The sequence below is a fragment of the Pseudomonas sp. NGC7 genome (genome assembly GCF_047159675.1).
Lineage (GTDB): Bacteria > Pseudomonadota > Gammaproteobacteria > Pseudomonadales > Pseudomonadaceae > Aquipseudomonas > Aquipseudomonas kermanshahensis.
On the sequence record NZ_BAAFZY010000001.1, the window covers coordinates 6,286,427 to 6,310,750 of the forward strand.

A 24,324-nucleotide genomic window follows, 5' to 3' on the forward strand; every position below is an offset into this window, starting at 1 on the left:
AATGAGTACTGAAGTATCAAACACTCATTCAGAGCAAGCCCGCTTGGAAGGAGCGCCGATTCGTCGGCGCTCCAATCCAACCGTGAAGCCTGATGAAAATGGTGTGGTGACCTGTGATGTACTGATCATCGGATCGGGCATGGGAGGTTCCACATTTGCACATGCGCTGATCAAAAAAGGGCTTGATGTCCTGGTTGTAGAGCGCGGCGATTTTCTCCCTCGCGAAACCGAGAACTGGAGTGCTGAAGCCGTTTTCGGTGAAGGTCGCTATAGGAACGCAGAACAGTGGCTGGACAGGGACAATAAGCCATTTTCGCCAGGCGTATTCTATTACGTAGGCGGTAATACCAAATTTTATGGGGCGATGCTGCCACGCTTCCGGGAGGTCGACTTCTCGGACGTGAAGCACGCTGAAGGGATCGCGCCGGGTTGGCCTATCAGCTACGCAGAATTGGAACCATACTACTGTCAAGCTGAGCAGCTTTATAAGGTGCATGGCAATGCCGGTCAGGATCCCTCCGAGCCTTGGCGTTCACAACCCTACCCTTGGCCGGGACTTGAACACGACCCCGCACTGCTCTCACTTGAGAAGGTGATGAAAGATGACGGGCTGTCGCCTTTCGTAATGCCGGCTGCCGTCGACTACGGCGAAGACCGAGCCTGTGTGCTCTGCTCGACGTGCGATGGTTATCCATGCTTACTCGAAGCAAAAGGTGACGCCGAGGTTTCGACCTTGCGTCCTGCGCTCCAAGCCGGGGCTCGACTGATGGTGGGCACTAAAATCAACCGACTGGTAACCACTGCAGACGGAAAGCGGGTGACCGAGGCTGTCGGTGTAAAAGATGGCCGCCCAGTCAAAATTCAGGCAAACCGTGTCGTGCTTGCATGCGGCGCAGTCAACAGCGCAGCCCTGCTCTTCCGCTCCAAAAACGAGAAACATCCAACTGGACTTGGTAACAGCTCCGATCAGCTGGGTCGCAACTACATGGTGCACAACAGCACGTTCATGATTGCGGTGGATCCCCTGCGCACCAACAAAGTCAAATTCCAGAAGACACTGGCTATCAACGATTGGTATTCGGCAAGCCGGAATAACACCTTCCCTCTGGGGAATGTACAGATGCTGGGTAAAATTCGAGAACCCATGATCACGCCGATGCGACCATGGATTCCAAAAATCATCTCACGATTCATCACTGGGCACAGTGTTGACCTTTATCTGACATCCGAAGATATTCCAACGCAAGATAATCGCGTTGTTTATGACGAAGAACTTGACTCCATCAAGGTACATTGGACGCCGAACAATCTCATTGCCCACGAGCAGCTGGTTGAAAAAACCACAGCAATCATGAAAAAAGCAGGCTTCCCCGTCGTACTTACCGAACGCATGGGGATTGCAACAAATTCGCATCAATGCGGAACAGCGGTCATGGGTACAGACCCAGCTAAAAGCGTACTAGATCGCAACTGCAAGATGCATGACCTCGACAACGTATGGATAGTTGATAGTTCATCGTTCCCCTCTTCAGCAGCAGTCAATCCTGCGCTGACCATTGCGGCGAACGCACTAAGGATAGCTGATAAATTTTGACAATACGGTGTCATCTACTCAGCGCGAGCAGGTGACACATTGAATCACGCAGGACAGGAACTTGTTAAAAAATGAATAAAATAAACAGTACCCTTGTCACCCCTCGAATTCGACGAGCCCGCATCGCCACCTTTGCAGGCTTCATGATTCTTGGGGCAATGATGTACATCTGGTCGACGGGCGTTTCAGCATTTCGTCACCACATGGGACTGAATGGTGATTTAGGTGATGCCAACTTTGGAATGATCGCGTTTGGTATTGGCGTAGGCAGCGCGATTGGCTCGTTCATTGTCGGTATGTTTCTGGACAGGTTTGGCGCCAAAAAAGTCCTCCTGACAACCGCCGTTGCATACCCTCTATCGATTATCCCAATGGGCTACACCACTGACGTGTACTTCGCGTTGTCCTTCGGTGTCATCCTCGGGCTGCTACGTGGTGCTGCCGACACGGCGTACAACACTCACGGTGTCCAGGTAGAACGCTTTTACCAGCGATCAATCATGACCACTTTCCACGCAGCTTACTCTTTGGGTGGCTTCGTTCTCGGCATGGTAGGTAGTGGGTTCGCTGCACGTTACACCGAAAGCGCCGCCATCCCATTCACTGTTCTTGGTGGACTGCTGCTTGTAATCGGCATCATTTCTGGTGTTTTCATGCTCGACCGACATGAGGTGGTTCCTGAGGAGCCAGTGGTCGTTAAAAAGGCCAAGCCTGCTAGCTCTGCTTCCTTTGGTGTAATCGCGTTGATGGTAGGGTTTGGCATCCTGTTGCTCGGTAGCATGGTGGGTGAAGGCGCTGTCGCCGACTGGGGCCAAGAGTATGGACGCCGTGTTCTTGGCGTTACCGCTGCAGATGCTGGCGTTGCCGTTTCTGTCTTCATCGGTGCTCAGTTCATTGGTCGAGTAATTGGTGACCGCCTGGCAGCTCTGATCGGCGCCGTTCGACTTGTCTTCCTGAGCGCTGTAATCGCCATCACTGGCCTAATCGTGATCGTAGTCGTCAACACCGAGTACGCCGGCCTAGCTGGCTTTGCAATGTTCGGCCTTGGTCTGGCAAGCATCGCGCCGCTCATGCTGTCGAGTGCTGGTCGTAAGGATCCAGCAAACGCAGGACGCAACATCGGTATCGTGAACTGCATCGGTTACTCCGGCATGCTTCTTGGGCCAGCTGCGATCGCTTTGGTCGTAAGTACCTTTGGTATCGACAAGCTGCTCTACTTCCCAATCGTTCTGCTCGTCCCGCTAGCTGTATTCGGGCCTGCTTTGATGAAGCAAGGTCGATCCAGCAGCACTTCGTTTCATGCCCACCTCAGCGAACAAAAAGTGAGTTGATTTTTGAGGCTGCCCGCTAAGGGCAGCCTTCCTTGTGCACTTCTAACCGTCAGATATTCCGCCGGCGGGCTCAACGTCTTAAGGCTATTCGGCCCTACCGATTCAGTACTGTTGAGTTTAATTGCTTAGGTGCCCACCGGACAGCCTATCCCGTCGCTCGAACACAAATCCATCCTGCTCCCCACTGTCTCCCAACCTACCGCTGAGAGCCTGGAGCCACTGCTAAGGAACGCCTAGTAATGGAAGTAATTGCACAGCAGGTCATGAATCGCGCTCAAGAGATTGCCCGCCGCGAAGGCCACCCAATCTGCATTTCAGTAGTTGATCCATCTGGGCTTCCATATGCATTCTTGCGCATGGACAACGCCGTGCCTGGAGCAATCGATATTGCCGTCAAGAAGGCACGTACTGCTGCTCTTTTTCGAACCGACAGCATCACTATCGGCGCCGAAGCGAGGCCCTCTGGATCGATCTACACCTTGGAAGCAACCAATGGAGGCTTAATTAGCTTTGGGGGCGGCATTGTGCTGTATGACGAAACGGGCAACGTGATAGGAGCTCTTGGCATTTCTGGCGCCCCTGTAGAGGTCGACCAGGCAATCGCCATGGAGGCTGCAGGACGGCTATGAATGCTTCGAAGTCTCTCCATGCGGGTGTGTGGGCGCTCGCAATTGCTGCATTTGCCATCGGCGTTTCTGAGTTCGTTGTGGTTGGCGTGCTCCCTTCCATTGCCCAAGATTTCAGTATCTCACTCGCCTAGGCGGGGGGGGCTCGTTAGCTATTACGCCCTAGCTCTGGCAGTGGGCACCCCCATAACCGCTCTCGTGATCGCACATTATCCGAGAAGGCCTGTGCTACTGGTTCTGATCGCGGTCTTTCTGCTGGGCAACCTGCTCTCGGCGATGTCATCCAGTTACTACACCTTGATGTTCGGTCGAATTATCACTGCGATAGCTCATGGAAGCTTCTTCGCCGTTGGGGCAACGGTAGCTGCCCGTCTAGCACCTCAAGGGCAGGCCAGCAAAGCGATCGCATTGATGTTTGGGGGATTGACCCTGGCTATGGTGCTTGGGGTAACACTTGGAAGCCTACTCGGAAACCAACTGGGTTGGAGACTACCGTTCTATGCCGTAGCCACTATGGCCTTACTCGCTCTGTTTGCCATTGCGCGCTGGGTACCGCCGCTTACCGCCGAGCGTGGTAGTAGCCCAGCTAAACAGCTACGTACCCTCCGCCACCCGGTCATTCTGGCCATGATGAGCGTGACGATCTTCGGCTTCGGCGCAAGCTTTGCGACCTTCACCTTCATCACGCCGAAACTGACAGACATCACGGGCTTTAGTGGAACCACCGCGAATCTACTATTGATGGTGTTCGGCCTCGCGACCCTCATAGGCAACCTGGCAGGTGGGCAACTCGCCTCAAAGGTGGGTTGGTATTCAATCCTGCGCTGGAAGCTGGTTGCGCTGGTATTCACGCTGATCGCGATAATGCAAGCCATTGAACTTCAGATGCCCATGATCGGCCTACTTTGTGTTTGGGGGGCCTTGGCGTTTGGTATTTCTCCTGCGCTCCAAGCCGGCATGATCGAAAGCGCTGAGCGTTGGACGCCGGACGGAGTTGACTTCGCTTCAGCACTGAACATCTCTGCCTTTAATTTTGGGATCTCATTGGGTGGGCTATCAGGGAGCGTCTTGGTAAATCTAAACCACTTGCCCGAAACTCCGAAGGCAAGCATTGCGTGGGCCCTACTTGCACAGCTTCCCTTGGCATGGCTTATGAAATATCAACGTTTTGCAACTACAAACAGCTAAACCATTATTTTGAAAGTAGAGCGGTTGATCTACCTCCTCAGCCGCTCTGCAGCACTCATTGCTTTGCGCCCTGTCGGTGCCAGGGCTATGGGCCTTTCAGCGCTTCAGTTCCACCCTTCAAGCCTCATGGTGGCCCTAACCAGCCGCTGCTCTTCCTGCTCAATTTCTCGCAGGTTGTCGCGGATACTGGTGATGTGCTCCTTCGCAGCCCTTTGAGCTTGCTCAGGCAATTGCTCCATGACCGCGTGATAAAGCCGGGAGTGCTGCCGGTCAATCTGCCGTTTCTGCGCCGGCCGACAGTACAGGTTGTTGACCGACGCGAACACAGTGCTGAGAGTCAGATCGCTCAACGTCTGGAGAGTATGTACCAGGACAGGATTATGCGATGCCTCACTGATTGCACGGTGGAATGCATGATCCAGGCGGGCCTGCTCCCTCGGATCATGCAACTGCGCATCCTCATGAGAAGCCACCATGTCGTCGAAACGGCGCTTGATCAACAGACGGTCGACATCTGTAGCTCTTAGCGCGGCCAGCCTTGCAGACTCCCCCTCCAGCAAGGCACGCACCTCCAGCAGATCAAACAGTGTACGTGGCTGAGAACTGAACAGGTGCATCAGGGGAGTAGTGTTGTCAGCACGGCTTAAGTCAGCAACGTAGGAGCCGCGACCATGCTCCGTCTCCACGATTCCTCGACCTCTCAGAATCCTCAGCCCTTCGCGCAAGGCTGACCTAGAACACCCCAGTTTTTCGACCAGTCGTCGTTCTGAAGGCAAAGCCTGTCCGACCTTTAGAACCCCATCGACAATGAGCTTCTCGATGCGCTCTGCGACGTGATCTGCGACTTGAGTCCTTCCTTGCTTGGTGTGATGGGAATTCTCCACAAGACACTCTCCTGAACTGGTACGACCAGCTGTGGGCTGCTGACAAAAATCGCCTGGATGCTATCCCACGAAGCCTAGTGATATCTACGAATCAGGACGAAATGGCAGAAAAACTGGTATGACCAGATCGATATCGCATCGACTCAAAGCGTTCGAACACAGCAAGCTCCGGGGTGTTCGGCTTAGGGAGCGCTGCTGAGTCACCAACTTGGTGATCGACCCCGGCAACGACTCAAAAAAATAAAAAACAGACGTGAGCACTATGAACATTCTCTACGACGAGCGCGTCGATGGCGTGCTGTCCAAGGTGGACAAATCCAAGTTGCTTGAACGGCTAAGCACAGCGATGCCTGATCTGGAAATCCTGCACACCGTGGAGGATCTCAAACCCTACGAATGTGATGGTCTGTCAGCCTACCGTGTCGTTCCCATGCTGGTACTACTACCGGAGCATATGGAGCAGGTGCAGACGATCCTGAAAATCTGCCATGTCCTGCAAGTGCCCGTTGTTGCACGTGGCGCAGGCACAGGGCTTTCCGGAGGTGCGTTGCCGCTGGAGCAAGGTGTCCTGCTGGTGATGGCTCGCTTCAATCGCATCATCGAGGTTAACCCTGAAGCCCGATTGGCACGCGTTCAACCTGGTGTTCGTAATCTGGCAATTTCTCAGGCAGCTGCGCCTTACCAGCTGTATTACGCCCCGGATCCCTCCTCCCAGATTGCTTGCTCGATCGGTGGCAACGTCGCGGAGAACGCTGGCGGTGTTCATTGTCTGAAATACGGACTTACCGTTCACAATTTGCTCAAGGTCGACATCCTGGCCGCCGATGGCGAACACCTGACTTTAGGCAGTGACGCCTTGGATTCCCCTGGTTTCGATCTGCTTGCATTGTTCACTGGGTCTGAGGGCATGCTTGGGGTAGTAACTGAGGTGACAGTCAAACTGCTGCCCAAACCTCAAGCCGCCCGGGTGCTCTTGGCCAGCTTCGATTCGGTCGAAATGGCAGGCCGGGCGGTTGCAGACATCATCGCCGCAGGCATCATCCCTGGCGGGCTAGAGATGATGGACAACCTGTCCATTCGTGCTGCCGAAGACTTCATTCATGCCGGCTACCCGACCGATGCCGCGGCCATGTTGCTCTGCGAACTGGACGGTGTAGAGGCCGACGTTCATGACGACTGCGCACGTGTCGAGCAGGTCTTGAAACTGGCTGGCGCAACCAGTGTTCGCCTGGCGCAAGACGAGAACGAACGCGTACGTTTCTGGGCTGGCCGAAAGAATGCATTCCCGGCAGTAGGCCGCATTTCGCCAGACTACTACTGCATGGATGGCACGATCCCTCGGCGGGAGCTACCCAATGTGCTGAAGGGCATTGACGAGCTGTCCAGCGAGTTTGGTCTTCGAGTCGCGAACGTTTTCCATGCTGGCGATGGGAACATGCATCCCCTCATCCTCTTCGATGCCAATCAGCCTGGTGAACTGGAACGCGCCGAAGCATTGGGCGCCCGAATTCTGGAGCTGTGCGTGGCGGTGGGCGGCAGCATCACCGGCGAACACGGCGTGGGCCGCGAAAAAATCAATCAGATGTGCGCCCAGTTCAGCAGCGACGAAATCACCCTCTTCCACTCCGTCAAAAGAGCTTTCGATCCGGCAGGCCTACTCAACCCTGGGAAGAACATCCCAACCCTCCACCGTTGCGCTGAGTTTGGCTCAATGCATATCCACCGCGGACAGCTGCCTTTCCCAGAACTGGAGCGTTTCTGATGCGACACGATCACGACGATACCGCTTCAATGCTGGAGCAGGTAAACCATGCACTTAACGAATGTATTGCACTGAGGATTCAGGGAGGCAACACCAAGGCCGCCCTTGGTCGGCAGGTCGGCGGCGAAGTACTGGACACGCGGCAGCACTGCGGAATCATCAGCTACGACGCAACCGAACTGGTACTGACAGCTCGCGCCGGCACACCACTCATAGCGATCGAGGCCGCACTTGAGGCGGAGGGCCAGATGCTGCCATTCGAACCACCGCACCTGGGGCCAGAAGCAACCATAGGCGGAATGGTCGCCAGCGGTTTGTCAGGGCCACGCCGCCCTTGGGCCGGTTCTACCCGTGACTATGTTCTGGGAACCCGTGTAATCACAGGGCATGGCAGGCTTCTGCGCTTCGGCGGCGAAGTCATGAAGAACGTCGCTGGCTACGATGTCTCACGCCTGATGGCGGGCAGCTTTGGTTGCTTGGGCCTACTTACCGAAGTCTCATTGAAGGTGCTCCCCAAACCACGTGAATGCGTCAGTCTCAAACTCGAGATGGATACCCATCAGGCACTCACAGAGCTTGCCGAGTGGGGGCAACAACCCATTCCAATCACAGCCGCCTGTCACGACGGCCAGTTCCTCCACCTGCGCCTGGAAGGCGGTGAAGGATCGGTAAAGTCGGCCTGCCAACGCTTGGGTGGCGAGGCGCTGAAAGGCTCTTACTGGGCAGAACTACGCGAACATCAACTGCCCTTCTTCATGTCGGACAAGCCGCTGTGGCGGCTATCTGTCCCCAATAATTGCCCTGCGCTGAGTATCCCAGGGAAGCAGCTTCTTGATTGGGGCGGTGCTCAACGCTGGTTGCTGTCGGATGCCGCGGACGAAGAAGTTCGCGACGCTGTTGCGACCTTAGGTGGCCACGCAACACGGTACGGCGAGACTGAATGCCCTTTCCACCCTCTGCCTGCTGCACTGCTGCGCTACCACCAGCGCCTCAAGCAGCAGCTTGACCCACAGGGCATTTTCAACCCTGGTCGAATGTACGCGGAGGTCTGAAGAGCCATGCAAACCAATTTGAGTGAAGAGGCAAAACAGCTACCGCGCGCCGAAGAAGCGGAACGCATCCTGAGAAGCTGCGTGCACTGCGGGTTCTGCACAGCAACCTGCCCTACCTACCAGTTGATGGGAGATGAGCTGGATGGCCCGCGGGGCCGGATCTACCTTATCAAGCAGGTACTGGAAGGCCAGGAGGTCACGGCCAAAACGCAGCAACATCTCGACCGCTGCCTGACCTGTCGTAACTGCGAAACAACCTGCCCCTCTGGTGTGCGGTACCACAGCCTGTTGGACATTGGCCGCGCCGTGGTCGAAGAACGAGTACCGCGCGGGCTTGGCGAGCGCATCCTTCGGCAAGGTCTGCGCGCGGTTGTACCACACCCTGTCGTATTCAAGGCATTAACCAGCGCGGGCCGGGCACTGCGCCCTGTTTTACCTGCAGCGTTGAAGGACAAACTTCCACGTCAGTCTTACCCACCAAAAGCACGCCCTATACGCCAACACACTCGCAAAATCCTGATGCTCGAAGGCTGCGTACAACCGGCGTTGTCACCCAACACCAACGCAGCTGCATCCCGCGTATTGGACAGGCTGGGTATATGTGTATTGAGTGCGCCTGAGGCCGGGTGCTGTGGCGCCGTTGACTATCACCTCAATGCTCAGGAAAAAGGCCTTGAGCGCGCACGACGCAACATCGATGCCTGGTGGCCAGCAATCGAGGCCGGAGCCGAAGCGATTGTTCAAACCGCAAGCGGTTGCGGTGCATTCGTCCGTGACTACGGGCATTTACTCAAGGATGACCCCGCATACGCAGTGAAAGCGCAGCGAATCACGGCATTGTCCAAAGACCTGGTTGAAGTTCTGGGTGCCGAACCTCTCGAGCAACTGGGCATTCACGCAGATCGTCGCCTGGCATTTCACTGCCCCTGCACGCTGCAGCATGCCCTCAAGTTGAACGGCGCCGTAGAAGGCGTGCTTACGCGGCTCGGCTTCAGCCTGACTGCCGTGCCTGACAGCCACTTGTGCTGCGGCTCCGCAGGCACTTACTCCATCACCCAACCTGCCCTCTCGCAGCGCTTGCGCGACAACAAGCTCAATGCCCTGGAAAGCGGCAACCCTGAAGTTATCGTCACCGCCAATATTGGCTGTCAAACCCACCTCGACGGCGCGGGGCGCACCCCAGTTCGCCACTGGATCGAGCTGGTCGAAGAAGCACTTGCCTAGGAGATAGACATGCAACGTAAAGCCGTCCTGGAAAACACCGATGTGACGCGTGTTCTCGCCGCAGCGCGCGAAGAGGCTCGCCGCAATGATTGGAGAGTCACCGTTGCAATTGTCGACGACGGTGGACACCTGCTAGCCCTCGAACGACTCGACGGCTGTGCGCCGATTGCCGCTTACATCGCCACCGAGAAAGCTCGCTCCTCTGCTCTCGGCAGACGAGACACCAAAGGCTACGAGGATATGGTCAACGGTGGACGGACTGCATTTGTCAGTGCCCCGCTGCTGACCTCCCTCGAGGGGGGATTGCCGATCGTGGTGGAAGGTCAAGTCATCGGTGCTGTGGGTGTATCAGGCGTGAAAGCAGAGCAAGACGCTCAGGTTGCCGCAGCAGGCATTACCGCCCTTTGACTTAGTGAATCTGGGCCTCCATCGATGGAGCCCCACGCATTAGGAGAATTCCACTTGATCAAACGTATCCCCTGCCACCGCCTTCAGGTTGCTGAAAACCTCAAGCAGTTCATTGATACCGAGGTATTGCCCGGTACCGACATCTCTACCGAACACTTTTGGGAAGGGCTGGACAACTTGGTGCATGACCTGGCGCCTAAAAACCAGGCGCTACTCGCCGAGCGTGATCGCATTCAAACCCGGCTCGACAACTGGCATCGTAGCCATCCAGGCCCCATCCAGAACATGGGGGTCTACACAGAGTTCCTGACGACCATTGGCTATCTTGTGAAGCAGCCCGGCTCGCTACAGGTATCCACGGAAAATGTCGACCACGAAATTACATCGCAAGCAGGCCCTCAGCTGGTCGTGCCGGTGATGAATGCGCGCTACGCACTCAATGCTGCGAACGCACGCTGGGGGTCTTTGTACGACGCCCTTTATGGCACCGATGCCATCAGCGAAGACGACGGTGCACACAAGCAAGGTGGATATAACCCCACGCGTGGCATGAAAGTTGTGGCCTATGCCCGTGCCTTCCTCGATCAGAGCTTCCCGCTAAAAGGGGCTTCCCATACCGACGCTGTGGCGTACCAGATTGCCGAAGACACGCTAAAGGTCTGCCTGGCGAACGGCTCTACCACCAGTTTGCTCAATGCAGATAAGTTCGTAGGCCATCAAGGAAAGGCCGAATCGCCAACAGCCATTCTACTGAAGAATCATGGCCTGCATGTGGAGCTTCAAATCGACCCCAACAGCCCGATCGGGAAGACAGACAGAGCAGGTGTGAAAGACCTCGTTCTGGAGTCCGCCATCACCACGATCATGGACTGTGAAGACTCGGTTGCCGCTGTCGATGCCGAAGACAAGGTGGTTGTCTACCGTAACTGGTTGGGCCTGATGAAAGGCGATCTGTCGGAGACAGTGAGCAAGCAGGGCAAATCATTCACTCGCACACTGAATGCTGATCGCAGCTACCGCGGCCCGGGTGACGCCGAAATCACCCTCCCCGGTCGCTCACTGCTTTTCGTGCGCAACGTCGGCCACCTGATGACCAACCCTGCAATTCATTACGGGACTGACCAGCAGATCCCGGAAGGGATCATGGACGCAGTGGTGACCTGCCTTGCTGCGGTGCATGACCTCAAGCGCAAAGGCAACTCACGCACCGGAAGTATCTATATCGTCAAGCCGAAGATGCATGGCCCAGAGGAAGTCGCATTCGCCAACGAACTGTTCGGCCGCGTCGAAGACCTGCTCGGCCTGCCACGCTACACCGTCAAGATGGGCATCATGGATGAGGAGCGTCGCACCAGTGTCAACCTCAAGGCATGCATTGCCGAAGCAACCCACCGCGTCGTGTTCATCAACACCGGATTCCTCGATCGCACCGGTGATGAAATGCACAGTACGATGGAAGCCGGCGCCATGCTGCGCAAGGGTGACATGAAAAGTACTGCCTGGATTCAGGCCTATGAACGCAACAACGTGCTGGTAGGCCTTGCAAGCGGGCTTCGCGGGCGAGCACAGATTGGCAAAGGCATGTGGGCCATGCCCGATCTGATGGCAGCCATGCTCGAACAGAAGATCGGCCATCCCAAGGCTGGGGCGAACACTGCGTGGGTACCCTCGCCTACAGCCGCCAGCCTGCATGCCCTTCATTATCACCAAGTCGATGTTCAGCAAGTACAAACCGAATTGGAGAGCATCGACCTAGAAACCGAGCGCGCTGGCTTGTTGCACGGCCTGCTCACTGTGCCAGTGAGCCCGGATCGGCAATGGTCGTCTTCCGAGATCCAGTCCGAACTGGACAACAACTGCCAGAGCATCCTGGGTTACGTTGTGCGTTGGGTCGAACAAGGGGTAGGTTGTTCCAAAGTCCCTGACATTCACAATGTCGGCTTGATGGAGGATCGTGCGACGCTGCGCATCTCCGCTCAGCATATTGCTAACTGGCTGCACCACAATATCGTCAGCAAAGATCAGGTGCAGGAGACCCTGGAGCGAATGGCTAGTGTCGTGGATGAACAGAATCAGCACGATCCGGCTTACCGCGCGATGGCTGCATCATTTGGCACCTCCCATGCGTTCCAAGCTGCATGTGATTTGGTATTCAAAGGCCGTGAGCAGCCGAGCGGTTACACCGAGCCGCTGTTGCATGCCTGGCGCCTGCGATATAAGGCGGAGAACTGATTTACTGCGCACATGAGTAACAAGAGCCCGCTCCAGCGGGCTCTCTTTTGACGCCTACCTTGATGCAGTAGCATTTCGGATGGGCTTACACAATCCAGTAGCCGTTCAATTGGCAGAGCTGCTCACTAGCTTCAGCCCGTACAATACAAAAACGCCTCCTGTCAATCGATCAAGACACTTGATCGCCTCAGACTACCGGAGAATCCTTCTAAGCTGGACGGCGGCGGCTGCTATCGGGGGAAGCGGCACGCTCACCTGATGCGCAAAACACACAATTGGCGCGTAAGCTTTGGGACGTATCAATCGAGATGACCGGCATCGACCCTGGTCTTAGAGCGCCATGCTGAGAGCATCCGAGCCGCCTGTCGACGCCAGTGCGGTGAGGATCATCAAGGCATCATGCTGCAGTACTTCAATACCCGTCAGCTGACCATGCACTACCGCGCCTTCTACATAGGCAAACATTGCAGTTGCTTTGTCCCTACCGAAGTGGATCGCCAACGATTGAACAGCTCGAGCCCGGTACGCCGTCAAGACGGGATGCAATTCCGGTCGCCCTAAGATGAAAACGTACGCGTCAACCCTGCTGCGCTGTGGCATTTTGAGCGTTTTATCTCCACAGCCCGATACCACGGTTGCCAGGTAGTGCTTCACTTTATCTGGCTCCCAAGCACCCAAGACAGTCAGATCGAGGAACTCAAAAAGGCTGCCTGCGCCTTTCACTAATGCCTGGCTGATGACCTGCTCAAGCCCCTCAAAATAGTAAGTGATTGTACCGGGGGATACATTTGCACGCTGTGCAACCTTGCGAAAGGTCACCTGCTGCACCCCTTCGCTAAGTGCTATTTCAAGGGCCGCATCTACGATTGCCAACCATTTTTCAGAAACACCCGCCCCTTTTTTTCGCGGGCGTCCCGCCCTCTTCATACCTGTTCAACCCTCGCTGCGTCATTTAGTTAACCGGGACGTAAGCGCTTGAGGCTCAAATAAAAACAGGGCCGAAAGGCCCTGTTTACGAAAGATCTGACACTAATAGCTCAGCGATCAGAACACTGTGGTCAACACCTGTTTGCTCACCGCCTCTTCGATGCTGAGCGCAGCAAGCCAAGAGGTTTTCACGTTGTCTGGCAGAGGGTTGTTGGCCAACCAGATACCCAATTCACCAAACGCACCTTTTACTTTTACCTCATGCACGTTCTTCTGGACGGTAGGGTCGGCGACCAACTCAACTTGAGTCGCATCAAACCCAACACCAGACAGAGCTACCGCTGCAGTGACGTTCGCGTTTTTCGGGAATTTCATGGACGCTTCAGCTGCGGTACCACGGAAAATAGTGGTCGGAACAGTGATGCCGGCCAGGTCAAACTCCTGCTCCGCCGGAGTGCCCGTCCAGGCCTGCGGCGGCTTACGACCCGTGTATACAACCTCATCCAGACCTGCAGCTCGCGCGGAACGCATTGCGTCAAGCCCGCCAATGGCTCCTGATACCAGGATGAGCCGCGCCCCGCCTTCGTTAGCTGCGTCCTCCAAATCCTTTGCCAGCACCTTGTCAGCAAGCGCACCGATAGATGCGATCACCACATCAACCCCGGACTTCAGCATGGCTGGGACGACGTGCACAACAGCACCGTGTCCGGCGCACTCAATGACCAAGTCTGGCTTCCAAGCCAGCAAGTCTTGCGTATCGGTAAATAACTCAATCCCGCTTTCCTTAGCGAAGCCCACTGACGTTGGTGAAGGGTCGATCGCGGCGTATGCTGCTTCCGGGAGGTGCTGGGTTTTGAGTGCATTCAGAACGCGCTTGCCAATTGCACCAAGACCGATAATGCCAACACGGTTGATAATTTTTGTAGTCATTTTTGCGTCTCCCAGAAGTTACGCAGCAGGGATGTATATACAGAGGTACGAGTAACCGGAGCGAAGTGCCCGCCGCTTAACTCAATAAGTTTCGCACCTGGAATTAGACGAGCCAATTCTTCGGAGTGATGATAGGGAATGACAAAGTCATCCTGAGCACCAATGACACATGCGGGAAGATCAATGTGCTTCAGCTCATCTCGACGGGTATAGCTCTGCAGCATATCCATCCGAGCCTGCGTCATGTCGACATCAACTTCAGATGGCGCGCTATAGTCCAACGAATTGCCAACAGCAAAATTCTCGCCATACCAGCTGGACGGGTATGCAACTAAGCGAGTCATCGCGTTATAAGCGGTGCCACCTAAATTAGCCAAAACAAACTGACGATAAGCAAAAAAGTCTAAAAAACGCTTATCAGGCATAGTCCAACCACTGCTCAACACAATGGACTTAACTCGATGAGGATGGTCAAGTGCCATAGCCTGTGTGACGAGCGAACCTGTCGAATGCCCCACAATGTGAGCACGTTCGACACCGCAGGAGTCAAGGACAGAAAGCAACGCGTCTACGATACCGGGAATTGTCGGTTTCCCGACAATTCCACTCTGACCTACACCTGGGTGATCGAAAGTAATCACACGGTAATCGCCAACCAACTCGTTGACAACGGGCTGCCAGAAAGCACTCAAACCGCCCAAACCGGAGACCAGCACGACCGCCTCGCCTGCCCCCTGGTCTACCGAGTAGATATTCTTACCCATGGTGTACTCGCTTAGTTCTTGGTGTAAGCAAACACGCCGCTTGCTTCAATTTGTTCAATGTTCGATGGACGCTCAAATGGTTCTGGAGCTGGCTCGCCGTGAGTACGAGGACGACCGACATCACGGAAGAAATCTTCCAACCCACTTGGATTCATGAACCAAACCCAGTGCAGATCAACATCACCGGTGTTTTCGAAGGTATGCGAGTTGTGTTCACCCAAGAAGAGAGTGACACCAGGCTCGAGCTTGTATTCCTTACCATCAACGATCGCGGTACCGGTGCCGGATACGAAGTGCAGAACTTCTTCGTTGGTGGAGTGAGCGTGCTCACGAACGCGACCACCCGGCGGCATCATTTGAGTACCAACCGAGAAATTTCGGTTCATCTTGAAGTGATTTGGTGATACTGCCACCGAAACGTAGCCATTAGCAGGCTTCGGCTGCCAGTAGCTGGCTTCGGTTTCGCGAGTCACGTAGACCAGAGAGCCCTTGGCTACCTGAGTTTCAGTCTCATTTACTGCTTGATTGCTCATAATTATTCCTCTTATCAAACCAATGCCAAGACAGCCTTCACGGACTCGTAATCGATTACATTTATTGGTGTGAGACAATTCTCAGACGGCGCCACCTATCTAGGCCTCTGCCACAGTGGACGATGCTGAGTGGAGCTCCTTCGTACCCCTTTTGTAATCGTTTACTTTTCCGTATGCAAGTGATTTCGACCGGACGGCAGCCTACTCTCCAGAATCTTTTACCGCAGTGCCGCCCTAGAGCGGTTGATGCAGGTCAACGAATTTTTGCCCGCCATCGAGCAGACAGTCACTCAAGAACCACAGGGTCGTTGCCTTAGCTGTCAATGCGGCTCGCATCGAGTACGCAGGGCGGTGCGGGCACGCGAAACCATGTCCCACGCCCTGGTGAATCTCAAATGATGCGTCACCGCTGAGCTCGATAAGAGGCTGCAACGTTCGAACCTCATCCATCGTGATCAGATGGTCATCTGCCGCGAAGTGAAACAGGAATGGAAATGCCATCGACCTTATGCGATCCGCGGTACTGGCGATTCCGCTACCGTAGTAACTGACCCCGGCGCTGAGTTTCGGATTATCAGCTAGCTCGTACGCTAGTTTGCCCCCCATGCAGAAGCCAACAACGCCCATTCGACCGCTAACCGCATCATGACGCTCGAGAAAGTCGACCGCCAGATCAAGATCCCTTTTCGCCTGTGGCACATCCATTGATTGGTAGTGCAGATATGCGCGGTCAGTTCCACTCTGGTCGTAACCGAGCTCGACTCGATGTTCGCTTCTCCAGAAGACATCTGGAGCCAGCACAACAAACCCTTCAGTTGCGTACTGATCTGCAAGCTCACGTATGTGAGCATTGACGCCCCAGATTTCTTGTATCAGCAGCAGGCCCGGCCCAGTACCCCCGCGTGGCAAGGCCAAGTAGCCAGAAAAGCTGTCAGGGCCACGCCCGGAAATATCGATCCAACGCCCCACTGCAGACCCCTTGCACAAGCTGAAAGAAAATCAAAATCAACGTAGAAAAAAAGCCCGCGTAGACGCAGGCAAAACGAGTGTGAGAAAGCCTAACGAAGCAACAGCCCGTAGAATCTACTAACGGGTGACCAAACCCAGTAAACCTCCGAAGCCAAATGCTCCACCTCAGATTTGGCGCATGAAAGCCAAGCTTGAGCAGGTTAAATGTAATCGATTACACACCAGCCAGTCAACCTCAAAAAGGATACTCTTGAAGCCCGAAAGCGTGATGGCAAAGCACTATCCATTAGCGAATGTAATCGTTTACGATCCCGGCAATAACGATAACATCAGGGAACTGAAATGCGGTTTATGCATCTGGGAATCAAAGGGCGGATTGTGTTGTTCTCAAGCCTCTGCCTGCTTGCGGTCGTGGGTTGCCTCATCACCTTTTCGGTGATTCACCTGCGCTCCTCCACCGAGCTAGTCTCCGAACTCAGCTCCAAAGCCTTGAGCGACTCAGCCTTGCTCTATCTGAACTCAGAGGCAAAGCAACAAGCCCATGTCATCCAGGAACGGTTCATCGTCGGCAACACGTTCCTGAATACGATTGGAAACCAGTTGTTGCAGCTGCGCAGCCTCTCATCACTTGAATCCAAGTCTTCCCGGAGGCTGGAAGCCCTCGATCTCCTGAAAGGACAGGTCAAACTGACCCCTGCAGTGCTTGGGGTGGCTGTTGCTTTCGAGCCAGGCGCGTTCGATGGCAGAGATAGCGATTGGATTCGGGGTCTAAATCACACAGGCAATGAGACAGGCCGGTTCGCAGCATTTACCTCTATAAAAGAGAGCTTTACGATCCCAGGGGCAGACCTGGTCGACGACGGTGACCCAAGCAAAGAGTGGTACAACTGCGCGAAGAAGACGCTGAAAACGTGCGTATTGGAGCCTTATAGCTACGTACTGGACGGCCACACAACTCTCATGACAAGTATCGCGATGCCTCTAATCGATGCAGGTCATTTCATTGGCGTTGTGAGTGTTGACCTGACATTGGAAGGCTTAGGTCGAGTGGCTCGCGAGGCAAGTGCCGATCTCTACAGTGGTAAAGGCAATGTGACCTACCTAAGCCCAACAGGGATGATTGCCGGCACTAGCGGAGCGCCTGATCGCTTAGGGCAGTCCTGGGGCGTCTCTGACAATACGCACTGGAGCAGCCATATTGATCAAGCTCGAACTCTTGGACAGCCCGTTGTTGAGAAGCACAACGACGATACGCTCAGCGTAGGAGTTCCCTTCGTGCCGGCCCCCACCTCTCCCCCATGGCAGGTCATTTTGAATGTTCCCGCTGCGGTGCTCATGCACCCTGCTCGAGCGCTGGAGAAAACGCTGAAGTACTCAAACGAGTCAAGCATCCAAGCCCAACTCCTTCTGAGCCTAGGAGTAGCCGCCGCGGGATTGATCGCCATGTGGCTATTGGGTAAAAGCATAAGCCGACCAGTGAGTCGCGTCTCAGAAATGCTTGAACAAATCGCAAATGGTGACGGGGATCTCACTCAGCGCCTCACCAACAATCGCCAGGACGAAATTGGCAGCCTTGCCAAGTGGTTCAATCTGTTCCTCGACAAGATTCAGCCGGTGATCGCTGAGCTGGGACATACATCCCAACAAGTGCAGCGCTCAGCGGATACAGCCGCCGGTGCTGCTGCTCGGACGAGCAATGACATGGAGAATCAGCTTCAGGAGGTAGAGCAAGTCGCTACCGCAGCACATGAAATGAGCGCTACCTCCCAGGACGTAGCACGCAACACCGCACTGGCCGCCAGCGCTGCCAAAGAAGGTGATGAGGCTGCGCATCAATGTCGCAAACTCATGCTGGATACCCAGCATGTAATTGAGTCGCTCTCAGAGGGAATGACCGCGGCCATGGTCGACGTCCATAGCCTGGCACAGAACAGCTCGACAATCGGCGGCGTACTAGAGGTCATCAGATCGATCGCAGAGCAAACAAACCTGCTGGCCCTTAACGCAGCAATCGAGGCAGCGAGAGCGGGAGAAAGCGGACGGGGATTTGCCGTGGTGGCAGACGAAGTCCGGCACCTAGCAAAAAGGACTCAGGACTCCATCAGCGAAATACAAGTTGTGATCGAACGTCTTCAAGATGGCACCCGCACGGTCGTGGAAGCCATTGAGCATCAGCATCGAAGCGCCGGCAGCAGTGCAGCTCAAGTGGTGGAGGCAGCAGAAGCACTGTCGAAAGTGAACGAAAGCATCGACATTATCGCCCAGATGAACCTGCAAATCGCGAGCGCGGCTGAAGAGCAGAGTGCGGTATCAGAAGAGGTGAACCGCAACGTTTCAGCGATTCGAGATGTAACTGAGGTGTTAGCAAGCCAGGCTAAATCCACAGCAGAATCTAGCCAGTCACTAAGTCAGCTTGCCGACACCCAGCAGAAATTGGTCAGCCGCTTCAGAACCTAGCCGTTTGGCGGGCATCATGGATGCCCGCCCGTACAGCACTGGCTCTAATTCTTTATCTTGAGCGCCACGCCATAGATCACGGCAGATACGAAGGCCAGGATGGAGCTGATGCTGAGTGCCAGCGAGAACGAGGAGGTTTGCTCCACGAGAATACCGGTCACTATGGGGGCAGCAGAGCCTCCAAGGTACCCACCAAATGTCAGCAAGCTACCCATGCTAGCCACGAATCGTGTGTCAACCATTACGCCAACCATGGCCCAAGTGCCGACGTTGGCAAAGTAGATGAAAAACATAGACATCGATATTGCGACAAGCGCAACCGTCAACGAAGGGGCGTAGGCCGCCACCAGGGTTGCAATGCCTGCTCCAACCAGGCCGCCGCAAACGGGAATCTTCCGACTTGCCGAAATGGAAAATCCTCGGCGAGCTAACGCATCCATTAAAAAACCACAAGACAACTGCCCTACCGTCCCTAGCGCATACGGAATCGCAGCCATCCAGCCTGCCGTTGCGATGCTGACGTGTCTCTCCATCTGGAGATAAACCGGTAGCCACGACATGAACAGCCAGATCGTATAGATGACCCCTGCAGATCCGAAAATCATCGCCCAGGTGTTCAGTGATTTGAACAGGCCCAGCCACTCTCTGAAATTGATTGGCTGCGTCTTCTCCACGCTCGCAGCTGGAAGCAAATGGCTCAGCTGATCACGATTGCGATAGAACATGAGCCACGCGCAGCCTAACGCGATGCCCAATACACCCAAGGCAATGAACATGCCTCGCCAACCCATCGTCAGCATCATGAACGTCAGCAGCGGTGGTGCCAGAGCGGGTGCCACTGTACCCGCAATTAGAAACAGGCCAGTCGGCCCTCCTCGCTTTTCCTTCTCGAACCATTCACTGACAGCTTTGGCACTCGCAGGGTAGTGAGGAGACTCACCAACGCCCAGCACCGCGCGCCCGATCAGCAACTGGGTGAAGCTGTTAGCAAGTCCGCAGAATGCTTGTGCTGAAGACCAGATGATCAGCCCCCAACCGAGAACGAGCCTCGCCCCCACTCGATCAAGCAGTAAACCAACTGGTAGCTGGGAACACGCGTAAATTAGAGAAAACGCGGACAGGAGAATACCCATCTGCGCAGGGCTGAGTGACAGCTCCTGAGAAATTAAGGGGATGGCGATGGCAAGCGCACTTCTGTCCAGGTTATTGATCAATCCGGCAACAACCAGCATAGAAAGGGTCGTGACCTGCATCCGCTTTAGTGAAGCGGCGCGCCATTGAAGTGTTGAATTTGTTGTATCCATGGCAATAGTTTCCCATCCCGCCAGGGCTGGCAGAATTATCTGTGGTCAAAAAAAAGCCCAGCAGGCTAGCTGGGCTTGTCTTTCACTTGTTCTTACGCCAGGTGTCGCTCAGCGTATAACCCGTAGGGAACGGGTCGTTCGGATCGAGCACGTACTGGTGGAAGCCTGTCAGGAAAGCTTGGCCTTTAATGGTCGGGCGAATACCCGGAACACCACCAACGGTCAGGGTTTCAGCGATCTCGCCCACAAACTCGGTGCTCAGAATCGATTCATGAATGAGCTTCTCGCCCACCTTGATCTGGCCGCGGGCATGCATGACCGCCAACCGAGCACTGGTGCCGGTACCACAAGGCGAACGATCCATGCGCCCCGGGGAAACAATCACGCCGTTGCGAGCACGCTTGCCCAACGGGTCATCACGGACAGGGCCCGCGAACAACGTTTGGTTGATTGTGTGGATCTCCGGCTGCTCTGGGTGCACGGCAGGCAATTGCTCTGCAGCAGCGGCTTTGATCTGCTCGCCGACAGTGACCAGGTCAGCCGCTTCATCAGGAAGAATGCCAAACCCAAGCGCTTGAGCGTCGGCCAGCACGTACATCATGCCACCATACGCCGCATCGACTTTCAGCGTACCAAGGCCTGGTACCTCAATCATTTTATCGAGGCCAATTACGAAGCAAGGTACGTTCGAGAACTTGACGCTCAATACCTTACCGTCGCGACACTCAGCCTCTACACGAACGAGGCCACCGGGTGCCTCAAGGGCAAGGTGAGTGACCGGCTCTACCATTGGGATCATTCCCGTTTCGAGAAGCACGGTCACTGTACAGATAGTGTTGCTTCCGGACATCGGAGGATAGAACTCCGACTCCATGATCACAAAACCTGCATCTGCCTCCGGGTGGTTGGAAGGCAGCACCAGGTTTACGCACTGGGTGACAGTCCCTCGAGGCTCCTGGAGGATCAGCTTGCGCAGATCGTCGCCCTTCGTTTCGAGGTACTTCATTTTGTCGAACATCGTTTGGCCTGGAACATCTAGCACGCCACCGGTGATAACGTCGTTACGCTCGCCGGCTACGTGGGCGCCGACCACGTTTACCATTCGTTTGAATTTCATTGTCGTTCTTCGCGTAAATGATGCTGACTGTCGTAGCGAAGGGTGGGCTTGGCCCACCCTACCCGCTTGTTAGCCGACGGTATTCGGCAGAACAGGAGTACGCTCACCCATCCTGATGAAGGTGGACTTGGTTTCCATGAACTCGCGCAGACCGTCTACGCCGTTCTCACGACCATAACCGCTCTTCTTGAAACCACCGAACGGCAACTGAGGCGAAGTCTCGAGGTAGGTGTTCACGAAAACGGTACCGCTTTGGAGCTTCTGCGAGACCTTGATCGCCTTGTCGACGTCCTTAGTCCACAGGCCATTGCCCAGGCCGTACTCAGTGTCGTTGGCCAGCGTAATCGCTTCGTCGACAGTCTTGAAAGTGGTAACGGTCAGGACTGGGCCAAAGATTTCCTCACGGAAGATGCGGTGCTCGGGCTTGACGTCGGTGAAGATGGTTGGGCCTACGAAGTAGCCCTTATCCAGACCGTTAGCGGTCAGACGATCGCCACCGTAAACGAGACGTGCACCTTCCTGTTTGCCGATCTCGATGTAGTTCAGCACGCTTTCCATGTGCTGCGCGTGGATCAGCGCACCGACTTGAGTCTCGGCATCCAGCGGCAGACCTACAATTACTCGCTTGGAGCGCTCAATGAGCTTGTCGACGAACACCTCAGCGACCGATTCTTCGATAAGCAGACGAGTACCGGCAACACATTCCTCGCCCTGGTTGAGGATGACCCCGAACAGAACACCATCAAGGGCCGCGTCCAGGTCGGCATCAGCGAAGACCACGTTGGCAGCCTTACCGCCCAGCTCAAGCGCAACACGGGTCAAATCAGAGGCTGCGGTGGCTGCGATCTGCTTGCCCACACGAGTCGAACCCGTGAAGGAAATCATGGAAACGTCGGGGTGACGAGTCAGACGATCACCTACCTGAGCACCGGTACCGGTCACAACATTGATCAGACCAGCAGGGAAGCCTGCCTCAGCCGCCAGCTTGGCCACTTCGAGAGCGGTGCCAGAAGTTAGCTCGGAAGGCTTGATCACGACAGGGCAACCGGCAGCCAGCGCATACGGCAGCTTCTGGAACAAGCACACCATCGGGAAGTTCCAAGGCACGATCAGGCCGACAACACCGCGCGCCTCATGAGTCACCAGGCCAAGCTTGTTATCGCCCAGGTGGCTATAAGCCTCGCCCTGAATGTTCCAAGCCAGCGAAGCCGCATAACGGGTCAGCTCAGCCGACCACAAGACTTCCCCCTTCGCATATACGATCGGCTTACCAACCTCTTCGGCCTCGATAAGTGCCAAACGATCGGCATCACGCTCGATCAGGTCTGCGAGCTTACCCAGAAGCTTCGCGCGCTCCGAACCCGGAACAGACGACCATTCGCCGCTGTCATGCAGTGTCTTGGCCGCGGCTACGGCAGCATCGACGTCTGCTTCAGAACCTGCAGCAAACTTCGCCAACAGCTCGCCGTGGGCGGGAGAAGTGCGCTCCACATACTTGCTTTCGGCAGGTGCGAAGGTGGTGCCATTAATCCAATGATCGTACTGACGAACGCTCATAATTAAACCTCTATAACTTTGTATTCGTTTACATTTCTGACCAGCCTACTGTGCTGGATCAGGCTACAAAATCGCTCGAAGGCTGTTCTAGCCCCAAGGGCTGAAGACGACGCGTTTCAATAGCGACAGCTGCGGTCAGGGTAAGCACCGGAGCCTCGTCCGTCGAGGTCATCGCGACCACTTGGTTGGGGTCAGAGAACTCAGTACCCCATAATCCGCATAGGCGTTTTCGGGCAGCCCCCGTCACGCTTCCGATCTGCTGAATCACACTAGCCGCTTTGCCAGTGGGGCAGCGATAGCTGTGCAGATAACGCGCGGCCGCCAGACCTGTCTCATCCTCATCCAACTTGGGAACCAACACTTGGAGAAACTGCTGGCTGACATGCTGTGCTGCCTGGGGCAAAAACTTCTCGCGCCAGTCATCGACTTTGATCAGCTCAGCACGGAGGCGCGCTCGGGCGTCAAGCGACTCATACCGCCACACGTGACGGAAAGACACGGTGTCACCGATACGGTCGTACCATAGCCCTCGCAACTGACCGAAATCATCACCGCGGATGGGCATGCACATACCGGTGAACAGCTCCCAGTATTTATCCCAAGCATCCGCAGTAAAGGTGTACTGACGCAGCTCATCAATCATGGTTTGCGACCTCACCAGGCGGTATAGCCGCCATCGACAGTGAACATAGCGCCGGTGGCGAAGTTCGAGTCCTTGGACGCGAGGAACAGGATCATGTTGGCGATATCGATCGGCTCACCCATCTTGTTCAGAGGCGAACGCGCTTCCAGACCTTTCTTGAAGGCAACTGGATCTGGCACGGTTTCAAAGATCTTGTCGTAGTAGCTCGATGCGATAACGCCCGGCGCCACGCTGTTAACACGCACGCCATCCAGAGCGTGATCCAGGGCCATTGCACGCGTCAGAGCGGCTACACCACCTTTGGCGGCAACGTATGCTGCACGATCTTTGATACCGACTACCGAAATGGTCGACGCCAGGTTTACGATCGAGCCACCGCCGCGACGGATGATTTCTGGAACTGCGTATTTCGAGCAGAGGAATACGCCTTTCAGGTTTACATCAACTACCTGATCCCAAGTGTCTTCATCGAGGGTCACTACGGTACCGAGAGTGCCGAAACCAGCGTTATTGACCAGGATGTCCAGGCCGCCAAAGTGAGCCACGGTTTTCTCGACCATTGCTTTGACTTGCGCAGCATCAGCAACATCAACCTGCACGGCGATCGCAGCTTCACCCAACTCGTCTGCTACCTTGCTGGCGAGCTCAATATTGCGGTCAGCGATAACAACCTTGGCACCTTCTTGCACGAACAGCTTGGCGGTGGCTTCACCGATGCCAGCGCCGGCGCCGGTGATCAATGCTACTTGGTTTTTCAGCTTCATTTGTCTTTCCTTCAGCAGTTCACGCCCTGCCCGCTCTAGGGGCAGAGCAGGCAGTTAA

Annotated in this window: 20 protein-coding genes and 2 pseudogenes; 11 read left to right on the plus strand and 11 right to left on the minus strand. The window is 55.3% G+C overall.

Going from position 1 to position 24,324, the window contains the following annotated elements; translation table 11 throughout:
- The first annotated feature begins 1 nt into the window (after position 1).
- From ACMCNM_RS28170 to ACMCNM_RS28185, 4 genes are all read left to right on the plus strand, one after another.
- Positions 2-1,594: an FAD-dependent oxidoreductase gene (locus tag ACMCNM_RS28170; RefSeq protein WP_412765851.1), complete on the plus strand. Its 1,593-nt coding sequence runs from the start codon at positions 2-4 to the stop codon at positions 1,592-1,594.
- Positions 1,595-1,665: 71 nt separating this feature from the next.
- On the plus strand, positions 1,666-2,925 hold the full coding sequence (locus tag ACMCNM_RS28175) for an MFS transporter (RefSeq protein WP_412765852.1): 1,260 nt from the start codon (positions 1,666-1,668) through the stop codon (positions 2,923-2,925).
- Between the two features lie 239 nt (positions 2,926-3,164).
- A complete protein-coding gene (locus ACMCNM_RS28180; RefSeq protein ID WP_412765853.1) occupies positions 3,165-3,554 on the plus strand; it encodes a GlcG/HbpS family heme-binding protein in 390 nt (129 codons plus the stop codon).
- An 18-nt stretch (positions 3,555-3,572) separates the two neighbouring features.
- Complete coding sequence (locus tag ACMCNM_RS28185; RefSeq protein WP_412765973.1) at positions 3,573-4,739, plus strand: MFS transporter; 1,167 nt, start codon at positions 3,573-3,575, stop codon at positions 4,737-4,739.
- Between the two features lie 104 nt (positions 4,740-4,843).
- Here ACMCNM_RS28185 and glcC read toward each other — a convergent pair whose 3' ends face one another.
- Positions 4,844-5,623, minus strand: coding sequence for a transcriptional regulator GlcC (gene glcC / locus ACMCNM_RS28190; protein ID WP_412765854.1), 780 nt, complete (start codon positions 5,621-5,623; stop codon positions 4,844-4,846).
- Positions 5,624-5,885: 262 nt separating this feature from the next.
- Here glcC and glcD point away from each other — a divergent pair, with 262 nt between their 5' ends.
- The 5 genes from glcD to ACMCNM_RS28215 are packed head-to-tail and all read left to right on the plus strand — an operon-like array spanning position 5,886 to position 12,301.
- Positions 5,886-7,385 carry a glycolate oxidase subunit GlcD gene (gene glcD / locus ACMCNM_RS28195; RefSeq protein WP_412765855.1) on the plus strand — a complete coding sequence of 500 codons (1,500 nt, stop codon included), beginning with the start codon at positions 5,886-5,888 and terminating at the stop codon, positions 7,383-7,385.
- Positions 7,385-8,437, plus strand: a complete 1,053-nt coding sequence (gene glcE / locus ACMCNM_RS28200) for a glycolate oxidase subunit GlcE (RefSeq protein ID WP_412765856.1) — start codon at positions 7,385-7,387, stop codon at positions 8,435-8,437. The genes glcD and glcE overlap by 1 nt, the downstream gene beginning before the upstream one ends.
- A 6-nt stretch (positions 8,438-8,443) precedes the next feature.
- Entirely contained in the window at positions 8,444-9,661 is a 1,218-nt protein-coding gene (gene glcF, locus ACMCNM_RS28205; protein WP_412765857.1) for a glycolate oxidase subunit GlcF, read from the plus strand.
- A 9-nt stretch (positions 9,662-9,670) separates the two neighbouring features.
- Positions 9,671-10,069 carry a heme-binding protein gene (locus ACMCNM_RS28210; protein ID WP_412765858.1) on the plus strand — a complete coding sequence of 133 codons (399 nt, stop codon included), beginning with the start codon at positions 9,671-9,673 and terminating at the stop codon, positions 10,067-10,069.
- 54 nt (positions 10,070-10,123) lie between these two features.
- Positions 10,124-12,301 (plus strand): malate synthase G, encoded by a 2,178-nt coding sequence (locus ACMCNM_RS28215; RefSeq protein WP_412765859.1) that lies wholly within the window; start codon positions 10,124-10,126, stop codon positions 12,299-12,301.
- A 330-nt stretch (positions 12,302-12,631) separates the two neighbouring features.
- On the opposite strand, the gene ACMCNM_RS28220 is transcribed toward ACMCNM_RS28215, so the two are convergent.
- From ACMCNM_RS28220 to ACMCNM_RS28240, 5 genes are all read right to left on the minus strand, one after another.
- On the minus strand, positions 12,632-13,228 hold the full coding sequence (locus ACMCNM_RS28220) for a TetR/AcrR family transcriptional regulator (RefSeq protein WP_412765860.1): 597 nt from the start codon (positions 13,226-13,228) through the stop codon (positions 12,632-12,634).
- A 117-nt stretch (positions 13,229-13,345) separates the two neighbouring features.
- Complete coding sequence (locus tag ACMCNM_RS28225) at positions 13,346-14,158, minus strand: aspartate dehydrogenase (protein WP_412765861.1); 813 nt, start codon at positions 14,156-14,158, stop codon at positions 13,346-13,348.
- Entirely contained in the window at positions 14,155-14,922 is a 768-nt protein-coding gene (locus ACMCNM_RS28230; RefSeq protein WP_412765862.1) for an alpha/beta fold hydrolase, read from the minus strand. The genes ACMCNM_RS28225 and ACMCNM_RS28230 overlap by 4 nt, the downstream gene beginning before the upstream one ends.
- Before the next feature lie 11 nt (positions 14,923-14,933).
- Positions 14,934-15,455, minus strand: coding sequence for a cupin domain-containing protein (locus tag ACMCNM_RS28235; RefSeq protein ID WP_412765863.1), 522 nt, complete (start codon positions 15,453-15,455; stop codon positions 14,934-14,936).
- Positions 15,456-15,689: 234 nt separating this feature from the next.
- Positions 15,690-16,424, minus strand: a complete 735-nt coding sequence (locus ACMCNM_RS28240; protein ID WP_412765864.1) for a dienelactone hydrolase family protein — start codon at positions 16,422-16,424, stop codon at positions 15,690-15,692.
- A gap of 351 nt (positions 16,425-16,775) precedes the next feature.
- On the opposite strand from ACMCNM_RS28240, the pseudogene ACMCNM_RS28245 reads away from it, so the two are divergent.
- Positions 16,776-18,023 (plus strand): annotated as a pseudogene (locus ACMCNM_RS28245) (HAMP domain-containing protein); the annotation flags it as partial.
- Between the two features lie 321 nt (positions 18,024-18,344).
- A pseudogene (locus tag ACMCNM_RS28250) lies at positions 18,345-18,881 on the plus strand (methyl-accepting chemotaxis protein); the annotation flags it as partial.
- 44 nt (positions 18,882-18,925) lie between these two features.
- Here ACMCNM_RS28250 and ACMCNM_RS28255 read toward each other — a convergent pair.
- The 5 genes from ACMCNM_RS28255 to ACMCNM_RS28275 all read right to left on the minus strand — a co-directional run bounded on the left by ACMCNM_RS28255 (position 18,926) and on the right by ACMCNM_RS28275 (position 24,320).
- A complete protein-coding gene (locus ACMCNM_RS28255; protein ID WP_412765865.1) occupies positions 18,926-20,185 on the minus strand; it encodes an MFS transporter in 1,260 nt (419 codons plus the stop codon).
- A gap of 82 nt (positions 20,186-20,267) precedes the next feature.
- Complete coding sequence (locus tag ACMCNM_RS28260; RefSeq protein ID WP_412765866.1) at positions 20,268-21,302, minus strand: proline racemase family protein; 1,035 nt, start codon at positions 21,300-21,302, stop codon at positions 20,268-20,270.
- Positions 21,303-21,371: 69 nt separating this feature from the next.
- Complete coding sequence (locus tag ACMCNM_RS28265) at positions 21,372-22,859, minus strand: aldehyde dehydrogenase family protein (protein ID WP_412765867.1); 1,488 nt, start codon at positions 22,857-22,859, stop codon at positions 21,372-21,374.
- A gap of 58 nt (positions 22,860-22,917) precedes the next feature.
- Positions 22,918-23,502 carry an NIPSNAP family protein gene (locus tag ACMCNM_RS28270; protein WP_412765868.1) on the minus strand — a complete coding sequence of 195 codons (585 nt, stop codon included), beginning with the start codon at positions 23,500-23,502 and terminating at the stop codon, positions 22,918-22,920.
- An 11-nt stretch (positions 23,503-23,513) separates the two neighbouring features.
- Complete coding sequence (locus ACMCNM_RS28275; protein ID WP_412765974.1) at positions 23,514-24,320, minus strand: SDR family oxidoreductase; 807 nt, start codon at positions 24,318-24,320, stop codon at positions 23,514-23,516.
- Positions 24,321-24,324: the final 4 nt, after the last annotated feature.

Coding starts and splice junctions, on each gene's coding strand:
- ACMCNM_RS28170 (WP_412765851.1), top strand. CDS start 2: ATGAGTACTGAAGTATCAAACACTCATTCAGAGCAAGCCCGCTTGGAA.
- ACMCNM_RS28175 (WP_412765852.1), top strand. CDS start 1,666: ATGAATAAAATAAACAGTACCCTTGTCACCCCTCGAATTCGACGAGCC.
- ACMCNM_RS28180 (WP_412765853.1), top strand. CDS start 3,165: ATGGAAGTAATTGCACAGCAGGTCATGAATCGCGCTCAAGAGATTGCC.
- ACMCNM_RS28185 (WP_412765973.1), top strand. CDS start 3,573: ATGCGGGTGTGTGGGCGCTCGCAATTGCTGCATTTGCCATCGGCGTTT.
- glcD (WP_412765855.1), top strand. CDS start 5,886: ATGAACATTCTCTACGACGAGCGCGTCGATGGCGTGCTGTCCAAGGTG.
- glcE (WP_412765856.1), top strand. CDS start 7,385: ATGCGACACGATCACGACGATACCGCTTCAATGCTGGAGCAGGTAAAC.
- glcF (WP_412765857.1), top strand. CDS start 8,444: ATGCAAACCAATTTGAGTGAAGAGGCAAAACAGCTACCGCGCGCCGAA.
- ACMCNM_RS28210 (WP_412765858.1), top strand. CDS start 9,671: ATGCAACGTAAAGCCGTCCTGGAAAACACCGATGTGACGCGTGTTCTC.
- ACMCNM_RS28220 (WP_412765860.1), bottom strand. CDS start 13,228: ATGAAGAGGGCGGGACGCCCGCGAAAAAAAGGGGCGGGTGTTTCTGAA.
- ACMCNM_RS28225 (WP_412765861.1), bottom strand. CDS start 14,158: ATGACTACAAAAATTATCAACCGTGTTGGCATTATCGGTCTTGGTGCA.
- ACMCNM_RS28230 (WP_412765862.1), bottom strand. CDS start 14,922: ATGGGTAAGAATATCTACTCGGTAGACCAGGGGGCAGGCGAGGCGGTC.
- ACMCNM_RS28235 (WP_412765863.1), bottom strand. CDS start 15,455: ATGAGCAATCAAGCAGTAAATGAGACTGAAACTCAGGTAGCCAAGGGC.
- ACMCNM_RS28255 (WP_412765865.1), bottom strand. CDS start 20,185: ATGGATACAACAAATTCAACACTTCAATGGCGCGCCGCTTCACTAAAG.
- ACMCNM_RS28260 (WP_412765866.1), bottom strand. CDS start 21,302: ATGAAATTCAAACGAATGGTAAACGTGGTCGGCGCCCACGTAGCCGGC.
- ACMCNM_RS28265 (WP_412765867.1), bottom strand. CDS start 22,859: ATGAGCGTTCGTCAGTACGATCATTGGATTAATGGCACCACCTTCGCA.
- ACMCNM_RS28270 (WP_412765868.1), bottom strand. CDS start 23,502: ATGATTGATGAGCTGCGTCAGTACACCTTTACTGCGGATGCTTGGGAT.